This is a genomic window from Pantoea sp. Tr-811 (genome assembly GCF_011752535.1).
Lineage (GTDB): Bacteria > Pseudomonadota > Gammaproteobacteria > Pseudomonadales > Pseudomonadaceae > Aquipseudomonas.
This window is the reverse complement of sequence record NZ_VWXJ01000002.1, coordinates 284,660-297,819: the sequence shown is the minus strand read 5'-3', so window position 1 is coordinate 297,819 and position 13,160 is coordinate 284,660. Positions and strand designations below refer to the sequence as shown.

Here is a 13,160-nt window from a genome sequence, read left to right as displayed (position 1 = left end):
CATACGGCCCCTGGTAGGAGCGACCAAAGGTCGCGATGGGCCGCAAAGCGGCCCCAGCGTCCTCAAATCCTGAAACTGCCCACCAGGTGTTTCAACCGTTCGGCCTGGCGCTCCAGGTCGTTGCAGGCGCGCAAGGTGCTCTGCAGGTTCTGCACCCCTTCCTGATTCAGCGTATTGATCTCGGTAATGTCGACATTGATCGACTCGACCACGGCCGTCTGTTCCTCGGTGGCGGTGGCAACCGACTGGTTCATGCCATCGATCTCGCCAATGCGCACGGTCACGCTGCCCAGCCGCTCGCCGGCCTGGTTGGCGATGCCCACGCTATGGTCGCTGTGCTCGCGGCTCTGGTTCATGGTGCTGACCGCCACCTGGGCACCGGCCTGCAGTTCCTCGATCAGGCGCTGCACCTGCTGCGCCGATTCCTGGGTGCGGTGGGCCAGGTTGCGTACCTCGTCGGCAACCACGGCAAAGCCACGCCCGGCTTCACCGGCGCGGGCGGCTTCGATGGCGGCGTTCAGTGCCAGCAGGTTGGTCTGCTGGGAGATGCCGCTGATGACATCGAGGATCTGGCCGATGTTCGCCGTGTGGGCGTTCAGCGTCTCGATATTGCCGCACGAGTCGCTGATACGCGCCGACAGTTGGTTCATCACCTCGATGGTACGGCCCACCACCTGCTGGCCATCTTCGGCCAGGCCACGGGCTTCGCTGGAGTGTTGCGAGGCCAGTGCCGCGTTCTGGGCAATTTCCTGGGCGGCGGCGCCGAGCTGGTTGATCGCCGCGGCCACGCTGCTGGTGCGGCTGGACTGCTGGTCGGCATTGCTGATCGAGGCGTTCGACGCGCTCACCACCTGGGCCGCCACCGCATTCACCTGGCCGGTGGCCGAGGCCACTTCGCGGATCGAGGCGTGGATGCGCTCGACGAAGCGGTTGAACGACTGGCCGAGGCTGCCGAATTCATCCTGGGCGTGAATGGTCAGGCGGCGGGTAAGGTCGCCTTCGCCTTCGGCGATGTCATGCATGGCCCGGCCCATCAGGTGCAGGGGCTCCATCAGCACGCGAATCAGCACGCCGAGCAGGGCGATGATCAACGCCACGGCAATCAGTGTGGCAACGATGGCCGAGGTACGCAGTTCACCGAGCATGGCGAAGGCCGCGTCCTGGTCGAGCACCAGGGCCACGTACCAGTCGGCCGAAGGCACGCCGTCGACGTGAGTGAAGCTGATGAACTGCTTGTGGCCATCGACCTCCACTTCCTTCAGGCCGCTGCCAATGCGCGGCGTGTCGTTCGGGTAGACGTCGGCCAGGCTCTTGAGCGCAAGCTCGGCCTTGGGGTGGATGAGGATCTTGCCTTCGCCGTTGACGATGAATGCATGGCCCTGGCCGTCGAAGTCCAGGGTGTTGATCAGCTTGCTGATGGTTTGCAGGTCGGTGTCGGCGCCGCTGACGCCGATCAACTGGCCGGCCTGGCGTACCGGGGTGGCCAGGGTGATCACCAGCTTGCCGGCCGAGGCCGAGATGTAGGGTTCGGTGACGATGGTCTGGCCGCTGGCGCTGGCCGCCTTGTACCAGCCGCGCACCCGCGGGTCGTAGTCGGCGGCGCGGTTGCCCGCCGGCACCGACTGCATGCTGCCGTCCTGGCCGCCGAAGTAGCTGAGCTGGAAGTTGTTGCCATACACCGGCAGTGCCAGGCTGCGGCCCAGGCTGGTTTTATCCGGCCCGTCCACGGCAATTTGCTGGGCCAGCGAGTCGAGCAGCTGGATGCGGCTGTCGAGCCAGTTGCGGATGTTGCCGGCGGTGAGGTTGCCCAGGTCCTGCAAGGTGGTTTGCGTGTCGTGGCGCAGGGACTGGCGTTGTCGGTAGTCGTTGAACAGCACGAAACAGGTAAAGGCAAGGGCCACCACGAGGGCGGCGGCCAGCAGGATCTTGTGGCTGAACTTGAGGTTCTTGGTCATTTTTGGTCTGCACAAGGCAAGGCGTAGAAGGGGGGGGCTGCGGCGAGTTGCCACAGCGTGCTCGCTGTGTCGTCGCGGCGCGGGAAAACATTAACCGCCCATGCATGACAAGCCGACCAGCGGTGTACAACGAAAGCCGCCTTGCCAGGGAACCGGGGACCGATTTTTTCGTCGAAGATCACTGCAGGCCACTCGCCTGTCCCCATTTGCCAGGAGTGTGCCTTCATGTCGTTGCGTTCCCTCGCCCTGTTGTCCTTGTGCGTCGTACTGACCGCGTGCAGCAAGATCAATCAGGAAAACTATTCCAAGCTCAAGACCGGTATGAGCAAGGCCGAGGTCGAGCAACTGCTCGGTACGCCAGCCGAATGCTCCGGTGCGTTGGGCATGAGCAGTTGTACGTGGGGGGACGAAAAGAGCTTCATCAGTGTGCAGTACGCGGCAGACAAGGTGCTGATCTACTCCGGGCAGGGCCTCAAATGAGGCGTGTGCACCTGCTGCTGGGGTTGTGCCTGGTCATGCTCCTGGGTGGCTGCGCCACCTCCGCCACCGACCCGCTGACGCCGAAGACCGCCGGCAATGTCGACCTCAAGCGCTACCAGGGCAAATGGTACGAGCTGGCGCGCCTGCCGATGAAGTACCAGGCCGACTGCGCCCAGTCCGAAGCCCACTACAACCTCAAGCCCGATGGCTCCTACGGTGTGCTGAACCGCTGCCGTACCCTGGGGGATGAATGGCTGCGCGCCGAGGGGCATGCCAACATCCAGGAGCCGGGCCATACCGACCGGCTGTGGGTGGAGTTCGACAACTGGTTCACCCGCCTGGTACCGGGCGTGGCCAGGGGCGAGTACTGGATCCTGTACGTGGACGATCACTACCGCACGGCCATCGTCGGCAGCCCAGACCGCAAGTACCTGTGGATTCTTTCGCGCACGCCGACATTGCCGGCCTGGGAGCGCGAGAGCCTGATGTCCAAGGCCCGCCAGCAGGGCTATGACACCAGCCGCCTGATCTGGCGCACCCCCGACAAGCAGATCGTGCAGATGCATTAAATGAACGGGGGCCGCGTTGCGGTCCCCCGTAGGAGCGAGCAAAGCTCGCGATGGGCTGCAAAGCAGCCCCACCTACCGACTACCCCAAAAGCCCCCGCAAAACTTCGGCAAACGCCCGCCCGCTCTCTTCTTCCAACCCATGCCGCCCCTGGCACACCACCCACTGCCCATTGACCATCACATCCCGCACCTGACGGTCCCCCCCGGCAAACAGCCAGCGGTTCAGAATCGCATCCCCCTCCGCTATGGCGATATAGGGGTCCTGCCCATCCAGCACCAGCCAGTCAGCACGCTTGCCCACCGCCAGTTCGCCAATCGGCTGCCCCAGCGCTTGAGCCCCGCCCACCAGCGCCGCGTCGTACAGGGTGCGCCCAACCATCGGCTGATCGCCACGGTACAGCCGGTTGCGGCGCTGGTCGCGCAGGCGTTGGCCATATTCCAGCCAGCGCAGTTCCTCGACCACGCTCAGCGACACATGGCTGTCCGAGCCAATGCCCATGCGCCCACCCTGGGCAAGGAAGTCCACTGCCGGGAAAATCCCGTCGCCAAGGTTGGCCTCGGTGGTCAGGCACAGCCCTGCCACCGCACCGCTGCGGGCCATGGCGCTGACCTCGTCGGCCTCGGCATGGGTGGCATGCACCAGGCACCAGCGCGGGTCCACCTCGACATGTTCATACAGCCACTGCAACGGCCGCAGCCCGCTCCAGGCCAGGCAGTCATCCACTTCCTTCTGCTGCTCGGCAATGTGGATGTGAACCGGGCACTGCCGGTTGCTGGCCGCCAATACCTCGGCAATCTGCCCAGGCGTTACCGCGCGCAGCGAGTGAAAGCACAGCCCCAGCTGCTGGGCCGGTTGCGCGGCCAACAGCGGCGCCAACTGCGCCTGCAGCCGCAGGTACTGTTCGGTGGAATTGATGAAGCGCCGCTGGCCCTCGTTGGGGGCCTGGCCACCGAAGCCTGCGTGGCTGTACAGCACCGGCAGCAGGGTCAGGCCGATGCCGCTGGCCGCCGCGGCGGCGCTGATGCGTAGGGACAGCTCGGCGGGGTCGGCATAGGCGTTGCCCGCTGGGTCATGGTGCACGTAATGGAATTCGGCCACCGAGGTGTAGCCGGCCTTGAGCATTTCGATGTACAGCTGGCGGGCGATCACCTGCAACTGCTGCGGGGTGATCTTGCCAACCAGGCGGTACATCAGCTCGCGCCAGGTCCAGAAGCTGTCATTGGGGTTGCCCGCCACCTCGGCCAGCCCCGCCATGGCCCGCTGGAAGGCATGCGAGTGCAGGTTGGGCATGCCCGGCAGCAGGGGGCCGGCCAGGCGCTCGGCGCCCTCAGCGTTGGCATTGGCGTCGATGCGGGCCAACAACCCGGCAGCGGACACCTCCAGGCGCACATCGCGGGCCCAGCCGCTGGGCAGCAGGGCGCGTTCGGCAAAATAGGCGGGCATTGGCACAAATCCTGTTATTGTTTGACTTGTATATACATATACAGGCGTTTGCCTGCCGGGTAAACTGCGGCAAGCTACCGCTCATTCCATAGCCTAAGGACTCAAGCCGTGCCGACACCTCCTGTCTCCGCGCTGGTTGCCCAGATGGGCGAGGGCCCGGCGCCGCTGTATGCGCGGGTCAAGCAGATGATCATCCAGCAGATCGAAAACGGCACCTGGCCGCCGCACCACCGGGTGCCGTCGGAAAGCGAGCTGGTCAGCCAGCTGGGCTTCAGCCGCATGACTATCAACCGGGCCTTGCGCGAACTCACCGCCGAAGGGTTGCTGGTGCGCATGCAGGGCGTCGGCACCTTCGTCGCCGAGCCCAAGAGCCGTTCGGCGCTGTTCGAGGTGAACAACATTGCCGACGAGATCGCTGGCCGTGGCCACCAGCATAGCTGCCAGGTGATTACCCTGGCCGAGGAGGCCGCCGGTTCCGAGCGCGCCCTGGCCCTGGACATGCGCGAAGGCCAGCGGGTATTCCACTCGCTGATCGTGCACTACGAGAACGGCGTGCCGGTGCAGATCGAAGACCGCTACGTCAACGCGGCCATCGCCCCGGATTACCTCAAGCAGGATTTCACCCGGCAAACCCCATATGCCTACTTGTCCCAGGTCGCCCCGCTGACCGAGGGCGAGCATGTGGTCGAAGCGATTCTTGCCGAGCCCGAAGAGTGCCGCCTGCTGCAGATCGAGCGTGGCGAGCCGTGCCTGTTGATTCGCCGGCGCACCTGGTCTGGCCGCCAGCCGGTCACGGCAGCGCGGCTGATTCACCCAGGTTCCCGTCACCGCCTTGAAGGACGTTTCAGCAAATGACCCAATTGCAGGTGCTGCGTGCACAGGACTACCCGCGCATGCCGTGGAAGAACGGTGGTGGCTTCACCGAGGAGATCACCCGTGACGACGGCGAGGGCCTTGATGGTTTCGGCTGGCGCTTGTCGATTGCCGACATTGAGGAATCGGGTGGGTTTTCCGTTTTCGCCGGTTACCAGCGGATCATCAGCGTGCTGCAGGGTGATGGCATGCGCCTGCTGGTCGACGGCCAGCTCAGCCGGCCGCTGCTGGCCTTCGATGCATTCGCCTTCAGTGGCCAGAGCCAGGTCAGTTGCAACCTGCTGGGCGGGGCGATTCGCGATTTCAACCTGATCTATGCGCCCCAGCGGTATCGGGCGCGGTTGCAGTGGTTCGATGGCAGCAGCCGGTTGTACAGCTCGGCGTCGACGGTGTTGTTGTTTGCGGCCAGTGGCCAGGTTGAGGTGGCGGTGGCGGGGGAAGGGCACCTGCTGGGGCGGTACGATTGCTTGCGGCTGGAAGGTAATGACGGGTTGCTGGAGCTGGATGTGCAGGGACGGGTTTGTTTGATTGAATTGCACGCGCGGTGAGGTTGGCGGTGCATTTTCATTTCCTTTGAGATCGAGCGCCGCCCGCGCGGCGCTTCGCGAGCTTTGCTCGCTCCTACGTTTGTTTTTGGCCAGTAACGCCTGTGACAGGCACACGCGACCGCCTTGTTGGTACGACGCGATATCGCACCATGCGCCAAGGCGTTTCTCAGGACGCACTGGCCCAAAACAAACGTAGGAGCGAGCGCAGCTCGCGAAGCGCCGCGCGGGCGGCGCTCGATCTTCGCCCCACCCCCTAACCCCCGCCATACGGCGAGTTCCGATTATTTTGGTTGTCCATGCTTGTACATACAAGTAAAGGTGTGTTTATCTATTCACCACGACACACCTGCCCGCGGACATCCGCCGAGGACCTTCCCCGTGACCGACAACAACAAATACCGTGACGTTGAAATCCGTGCCCCCCGTGGCAACAAGCTGACCGCCAAAAGCTGGCTGACCGAAGCGCCACTGCGCATGCTGATGAACAACCTCGACCCGCAGGTTGCCGAAAACCCCAAGGAGCTGGTGGTGTACGGCGGCATTGGCCGCGCCGCACGCAACTGGGAATGCTACGACAAGATCGTCGAAACCCTGACCCGCCTGGAAGACGACGAAACCCTGCTGGTGCAGTCGGGCAAGCCGGTCGGCGTGTTCAAGACCCACAGCAACGCCCCCCGCGTACTGATCGCCAACTCCAACCTGGTGCCGCACTGGGCCAACTGGGAACACTTCAACGAACTGGACGCCAAGGGCCTGGCCATGTACGGCCAGATGACCGCCGGCAGCTGGATCTACATCGGCAGCCAGGGCATCGTCCAGGGCACCTATGAAACCTTCGTCGAAGCCGGCCGCCAGCACTACGGCGGCAGCCTGAAAGGCAAGTGGGTACTCACCGCGGGCCTGGGCGGCATGGGCGGCGCCCAGCCGCTGGCGGCAACCCTGGCCGGTGCCTGCTCGCTGAACATCGAGTGCCAGCAGAGCCGCATCGATTTCCGCCTGGAAACCCGCTACGTCGACGAGCAGGCCAGCGACCTCGACGACGCCCTGGCGCGCATCGCCAAGTACACCGCCGAAGGCAAGGCCATCTCCATCGCCCTGCACGGCAACGCCGCTGAAATCCTTCCGGAACTGGTCAAGCGCGGCGTGCGCCCGGACATGGTCACCGACCAGACCAGCGCCCACGACCCGCTGAACGGCTACCTGCCCGCCGGCTGGACCTGGGAGCAGTACCGCGACCGCGCCCAGACCGAGCCGGCCGCCGTGGTCAAGGCTGCCAAGCAGTCGATGGCCGTGCACGTGCAGGCCATGCTCGACTTCCAGAAGCAGGGCGTGCCGACCTTCGACTACGGCAACAACATCCGTCAGATGGCCAAGGAAGAGGGCGTGGCCAATGCCTTCGACTTCCCAGGCTTCGTTCCGGCCTATATCCGCCCGCTGTTCTGCCGCGGTGTCGGCCCGTTCCGCTGGGCGGCGTTGTCTGGCGATGCCGAAGACATCTACAAGACCGACGCCAAGGTCAAGGAACTGATCCCAGACGATGCCCACCTGCACCGCTGGCTGGACATGGCCCGCGAGCGCATCAGCTTCCAGGGCCTGCCGGCGCGTATCTGCTGGGTAGGCCTGGGCCTGCGTGCCAAGCTGGGCCTGGCGTTCAACGAAATGGTGCGCAGCGGCGAGCTGTCGGCGCCGGTGGTGATCGGCCGTGACCACCTGGACTCGGGCTCGGTGTCCAGCCCCAACCGCGAAACCGAAGCCATGCGCGACGGCTCCGACGCGGTGTCCGACTGGCCGCTGCTCAATGCCCTGCTCAACACCGCCGGCGGCGCCACCTGGGTGTCGCTGCACCATGGCGGCGGTGTGGGCATGGGCTTCTCCCAGCACTCCGGGATGGTCATCGTCTGCGACGGCACCGACGCAGCCGCCGAGCGTATCGCCCGCGTGCTGACCAACGACCCAGGCACCGGCGTGATGCGCCATGCCGATGCCGGTTACGACATCGCCATCGACTGCGCCAAAGAACAGGGCCTGGACCTGCCGATGATCACAGGTTGATCGCTGCACCTTGAGTGATACTGAACAACAAGAGGGGCCTGTGGGCCCCCGCCACAATGGAGTAGCGAAGTGACCGAATTGACCCTCAAGCCCGGCACCCTGACCCTGGCCCAGCTGCGCGCCATCCACGCCGCCCCCGTGCGCCTGCAGCTCGATGCCAGCGCCGCGCCGGCCATCGACGCCAGCGTTGCCTGCGTTGAGCAGATCATCGCCGAGGACCGCACCGCCTACGGCATCAACACCGGTTTCGGCCTGCTGGCCTCGACCCGCATCGCCAGCCACGACCTGGAAAACCTGCAGCGTTCGCTGGTGCTGTCCCACGCCGCCGGTGTTGGCGCGCCGCTGGACGACGCCCTGGTGCGGCTGATCATGGTGCTCAAGATCAACAGCCTGAGCCGTGGTTTCTCCGGCATCCGGCGCAAGGTCATCGATGCGCTGATCGCCCTGGTCAACGCCGAAGTCTACCCACACATTCCGCTCAAGGGCTCGGTGGGCGCCTCCGGCGACCTCGCCCCGCTGGCGCACATGTCGCTGGTGCTGCTGGGCGAAGGCAAGGCCCGCTACCAGGGCCAGTGGCTGCCAGCCAGCGAAGCCCTGGCCGTCGCCGGCCTTGAACCGCTGACCCTGGCCGCCAAGGAAGGCCTGGCGCTGCTCAACGGCACCCAGGCATCCACCGCCTATGCCCTGCGCGGCCTGTTCCAGGCCGAAGACCTGTACGCCGCCGCCATCGCCTGCGGCGGCCTGAGCGTCGAAGCAGCACTCGGCTCGCGCTCGCCGTTCGATGCGCGCATCCATGCCGTGCGCGGCCAGCGCGGCCAGATCGACACCGCTGCCTGCTTCCGCGACCTGCTGGGCGATTCCAGCGAAGTGTCGCTGTCGCACAAGAACTGCGACAAGGTTCAAGACCCGTACTCGCTGCGCTGCCAGCCACAGGTCATGGGCGCCTGCCTGACCCAGATCCGCCAGGCGGCCGAGGTGCTGGGCATCGAAGCCAACGCCGTGTCGGACAACCCGTTGGTGTTCGCCGCCGAGGGCGATGTGATTTCCGGTGGCAACTTCCACGCCGAACCCGTGGCCATGGCTGCCGACAACCTTGCCCTGGCGATTGCCGAGATAGGCTCGCTGAGCGAGCGGCGCATTTCGCTGATGATGGACAAGCACATGTCCCAGCTGCCGCCTTTCCTGGTGGAAAACGGCGGGGTCAACTCCGGCTTCATGATCGCCCAGGTCACCGCCGCCGCACTGGCCAGCGAGAACAAGGCCTTGTCCCACCCGCACAGTGTCGATAGCCTGCCGACCTCGGCCAACCAGGAAGACCACGTGTCGATGGCGCCTGCCGCCGGCAAGCGCCTGTGGGAAATGGCCGAGAACACCCGGGGCGTGCTGGCCATCGAATGGCTGGGTGCGTGCCAGGGGCTGGACCTGCGCAAGGGCCTGAAGACTTCGGCGAAGCTGGAGCAGGCCCGCCAGGCGCTGCGTCGTGAGGTGCCGCACTATGACCGTGACCGCTTCTTTGCGCCGGACATCGAGGCGGCTGTCGAGTTGCTGGCCCAAGGGAGCCTGACCGGGCTGCTGCCTGCTGGTGTCCTGCCTAGCCTTTGATGCACCTGGGGCCGCTTGGCGGTCCATTCGCGGGGCAAGCCCGCTCCTACAGGGGGCAGGTTCGCCCGGCGGACAGGGCTGCAGGGCAGCCCCCTCGATCTCACGACCACAAAAACAATTTAAGGACGTGACATGCAACAAGCTCAAGGTCTCAAGCGCGGGCTAACGGCCCGCCACATCCGCTTCATGGCCCTTGGCTCGGCCATCGGCACCGGCCTGTTCTACGGTTCTGCCTCGGCCATCCAGATGGCCGGCCCGGCGGTGCTGCTGGCGTACCTGATTGGTGGCGCGGCGGTATTCATGGTCATGCGCGCGCTTGGCGAAATGGCCGTGCACAACCCCGTCGCCGGTTCCTTCGGCCATTACGCCACCACCTACCTCGGCCCCATGGCAGGCTTCATCCTGGGCTGGACCTACGCCTTCGAGATGGTCATCGTCGCCATCGCCGACGTCACCGCCTTCGGTATCTACATGGGCTTCTGGTTCCCGGAAGTGGCCCGCTGGATCTGGGTGCTGGGCATCGTCTTCGTCATCGGCGGCCTGAACCTGTGCAACGTCAAAGTGTTCGGCGAAATGGAATTCTGGCTGTCGCTGCTCAAGGTCGGCGCCATCGTGGCGATGATCCTGGCGGGCATCGGCATCATGGCCTTCGGTTTCAGCCAGGTCACCGGTGAGCATGCCGTGGGCCTGGGCAACCTGTTCGCCCATGGCGGCTTCATGCCCAACGGCATCACCGGCGTGATTGCCTCGTTCGCCGTGGTGATGTTTGCCTTCGGCGGCATCGAGATCATCGGTGTCACCGCCGGCGAGGCGAAAGACCCACAGCGCGTGATTCCCAAGGCAATCAATGCCGTGCCGCTGCGCATCCTGCTGTTCTACGTGCTCACCTTGCTGGTGCTGATGTGCCTGTACCCTTGGCCGCAGATCGGCAGCGAAGGCAGCCCGTTCGTGCAGATCTTCAGCCACCTGGGCATCGGCTCTGCCGCCGCAGTGCTGAATATCGTGGTGATCTCGGCGGCGGTGTCGGCCATCAACAGTGACATCTTCGGCGCCGGCCGCATGATGTATGGCCTGGCCCAGCAAGGCCATGCGCCGCGCAGCTTCGGCAAATTGTCCAAACATGGCGTGCCGTGGATGACCGTGGTGGTGATGGGCGCGGCGCTGCTGCTGGGCGTGCTGCTCAACTACCTGATTCCGGAAAACGTGTTCCTGCTGATCGCCTCCATCGCCACCTTCGCCACCGTGTGGGTGTGGATGATGATCCTGGTCACCCAGGTGGCCATGCGCCGGCGCATGAGCCGTGAAGAGGCGGCCCAGTTGAAATTCCCGGTGCCGTTCTGGCCTTACGGGCCGGCCATGGCGATTGCCTTCATGGTGTTCATTTTCGGCGTGCTCGGCTACTTCCCCGATACCCAGGCAGCCTTGCTGGTCGGCGTGGTCTGGGTGGTATTCCTGGTGGCGTCCTACCTGTTGTGGTGCAAGCCACGTGCAGGCAAGCACGTGCCTGCCGAGCTGCACCGCTAGCCTAGGAGATTGCACATGAGAACCCTCTGGCAGCACTGCCATGCGGCAACCCTGAGCGAGGGCCGTTACTCGATCATCGAAGACGCGGCCATCGTTACCCACGAGGGGTTGATCGAGTGGATCGGCCCGCGTGCCGAGCTGGCGCCGGTGAAGGCCGAGCGCACCGTCGACCTGGGCGGCGCCTGGGTCACTCCGGGGCTGGTCGACTGCCACACCCACGCGGTGTTCGGCGGCAACCGCAGTGGCGAGTTCGAGCAGCGCCTGCAGGGCGTGAGCTATGCCGAGATCGCCGCCCAGGGGGGCGGCATCGCCAGCACCGTGCGGGCGACCCGCAGCGCCAGCGAGGACGAACTGTTCGCCAGTGCCCGCCAGCGGGTTCAGGCGTTGATGCGCGATGGCGTGACCACCGTCGAGGTCAAGTCCGGCTACGGCCTGGACCTGGCCAACGAACGCAAGATGCTGCGTGTGGCCCGGCGCCTGGCCGATGAGTTGCCGCTGACGGTGCGCGCCACCTGCCTGGCCGCCCACGCCCTGCCGCCGGAGTACGCCGGCAGGGCCGATGCCTATATCGCCCATATCTGCGACGAGATGCTGCCGGCCTTGGCTGGCGAAGGGCTGGTGGATGCGGTGGATGCGTTTTGCGAGCACTTGGCGTTTTCCCCGGCGCAAGTGGAAAAGGTGTTCATCAAGGCCCGTGAACTGGGCTTGCCGGTGAAGCTGCATGCCGAGCAGTTGTCGTCGTTGCACGGCTCAAGCCTGGCTGCACGTTACCAGGCGCTCTCGGCCGACCACCTGGAGTTCATGACCGAGGAAGATGCCATCGCCATGGCCAAGGCCGGCACCGTCGCCGTGCTGCTGCCGGGCGCTTTCTACTTCCTGCGTGAAACCCAGTTGCCGCCGATGGATGCTCTGCGCCGCCATGGGGTGAAAATTGCCCTGGCCAGCGACCTCAACCCCGGCACTTCGCCCGGTTTGTCACTGCGCCTGATGCTGAACATGGGCTGCACGCTGTTCCGCATGACCCCGGAAGAGGCCCTGGCTGGCGTTACTTTGCATGCGGCTACCGCGCTGGGCCTGGGCGACAGCCATGGCTCGCTGGAAACCGGCAAGGTGGCCGACTTCGTCGCCTGGCAAATCGCCCGCCCTGCCGACCTGGCCTACTGGCTGGGCGGCGACCTGCCCAAGCGCGTGGTGCGCCTGGGCCATGAAATCTCCCATTGAGCGAGGCACGATGGACAAGGTACTGAGTTTCCACCAGGGCCGCTTGCCCCTGCTGATCAGCATGCCCCACGCCGGCCTGAAACTGACTCCCGCCGTGGACCAGGGGCTGGTCGAGGCCGCACGCAGCCTGCCCGACACCGACTGGCACATTCCGCGTTTGTATGAATTTGCCCGTGAACTGGGGGCGAGTGTGGTGGCGGCGGAGTATTCTCGCTTCGTCATCGACCTGAACCGCCCGGACGATGACAAGCCGCTGTATGCCGGCGCCACCACGGGCTTGTACCCCTCGACACTGTTCGATGGCGAGCCGCTGTTCAAGGAAGGCCTGGCGCCCACCGCCGCAGAGCGTGAGCGCTACCTGGAGACGATCTGGCGGCCTTATCACAACACGATCCGCAGTGAGCTGGCACGCCTGCGTGAAGCCCATGGCTATGCCCTGTTGTGGGATGCCCACTCGATCCGCTCGCTGATCCCGCACCTGTTCGACGGCAAGCTGCCGGACTTCAACCTGGGCACCTTCAACGGCGCCAGTTGCGACCCGGCGCTGGCCGAGCGCCTGCAGGGCGTGTGTGGCGAGGCGCAGGGCTACAGCCATGTGCTCAACGGGCGTTTCAAGGGTGGCCATATCACCCGGCACTACGGCGCCCCGGCGAACCACATCCACGCGGTACAGCTGGAGCTGGCGCAAAGTACCTACATGGAAGAGTACGAGCCCTTCGCCTACCGCGAAGACCGCGCCCAGCCCACCCAGCAGGTGTTGCAGGCGCTGTTGCAGGCGATGCTGGCGTGGGGCCGGGAGCGTTATGGGAGGCGAGTATAACGGGGGCGGCCCCATCGCGAGCTGCGCTCGCTCCTACGAAGGGCCAGCCTCCCCGGTCCCCGTAGGAGCGAG

General features: G+C 65.3%; 11 protein-coding genes. 9 read left to right on the top strand and 2 right to left on the bottom strand.

Annotated features, from left to right (window positions below; genetic code table 11):
• Window positions 1-62: 62 nt before the first annotated feature.
• Window positions 63-1,955, bottom strand: a complete 1,893-nt coding sequence (locus F3J44_RS03880) for a methyl-accepting chemotaxis protein (protein WP_167270704.1) — start codon at window positions 1,953-1,955, stop codon at window positions 63-65.
• A gap of 225 nt (window positions 1,956-2,180) precedes the next feature.
• On the opposite strand from F3J44_RS03880, the gene bamE reads away from it, so the two are divergent.
• Window positions 2,181-2,435 (top strand): outer membrane protein assembly factor BamE, encoded by a 255-nt coding sequence (bamE, locus tag F3J44_RS03875; protein WP_043212571.1) that lies wholly within the window; start codon window positions 2,181-2,183, stop codon window positions 2,433-2,435.
• A complete protein-coding gene (locus F3J44_RS03870; RefSeq protein WP_167064505.1) occupies window positions 2,432-3,004 on the top strand; it encodes a lipocalin family protein in 573 nt (190 codons plus the stop codon). The genes bamE and F3J44_RS03870 overlap by 4 nt, the downstream gene beginning before the upstream one ends.
• Before the next feature lie 79 nt (window positions 3,005-3,083).
• On the opposite strand, the gene F3J44_RS03865 is transcribed toward F3J44_RS03870, so the two are convergent.
• Window positions 3,084-4,448, bottom strand: a complete 1,365-nt coding sequence (locus F3J44_RS03865; protein ID WP_167270703.1) for a formimidoylglutamate deiminase — start codon at window positions 4,446-4,448, stop codon at window positions 3,084-3,086.
• 144 nt (window positions 4,449-4,592) lie between these two features.
• On the opposite strand from F3J44_RS03865, the gene hutC reads away from it, so the two are divergent.
• From hutC to hutG, 7 genes are all read left to right on the top strand, one after another.
• Entirely contained in the window at window positions 4,593-5,303 is a 711-nt protein-coding gene (gene hutC, locus F3J44_RS03860; protein WP_205299689.1) for a histidine utilization repressor, read from the top strand.
• Window positions 5,300-5,869 carry a HutD family protein gene (locus tag F3J44_RS03855; protein ID WP_167064496.1) on the top strand — a complete coding sequence of 190 codons (570 nt, stop codon included), beginning with the start codon at window positions 5,300-5,302 and terminating at the stop codon, window positions 5,867-5,869. The genes hutC and F3J44_RS03855 overlap by 4 nt, the downstream gene beginning before the upstream one ends.
• Window positions 5,870-6,247: 378 nt before the next feature.
• A complete protein-coding gene (gene hutU, locus F3J44_RS03850) occupies window positions 6,248-7,921 on the top strand; it encodes a urocanate hydratase (protein WP_167064493.1) in 1,674 nt (557 codons plus the stop codon).
• 69 nt (window positions 7,922-7,990) lie between these two features.
• A complete protein-coding gene (gene hutH / locus F3J44_RS03845; protein ID WP_167270702.1) occupies window positions 7,991-9,523 on the top strand; it encodes a histidine ammonia-lyase in 1,533 nt (510 codons plus the stop codon).
• 132 nt (window positions 9,524-9,655) lie between these two features.
• Entirely contained in the window at window positions 9,656-11,047 is a 1,392-nt protein-coding gene (locus tag F3J44_RS03840; RefSeq protein ID WP_167270701.1) for an amino acid permease, read from the top strand.
• A gap of 15 nt (window positions 11,048-11,062) precedes the next feature.
• Window positions 11,063-12,268, top strand: a complete 1,206-nt coding sequence (hutI, locus tag F3J44_RS03835; protein WP_167270700.1) for an imidazolonepropionase — start codon at window positions 11,063-11,065, stop codon at window positions 12,266-12,268.
• Between the two features lie 10 nt (window positions 12,269-12,278).
• Window positions 12,279-13,088, top strand: a complete 810-nt coding sequence (gene hutG / locus F3J44_RS03830; protein ID WP_167064481.1) for an N-formylglutamate deformylase — start codon at window positions 12,279-12,281, stop codon at window positions 13,086-13,088.
• Window positions 13,089-13,160: the final 72 nt, after the last annotated feature.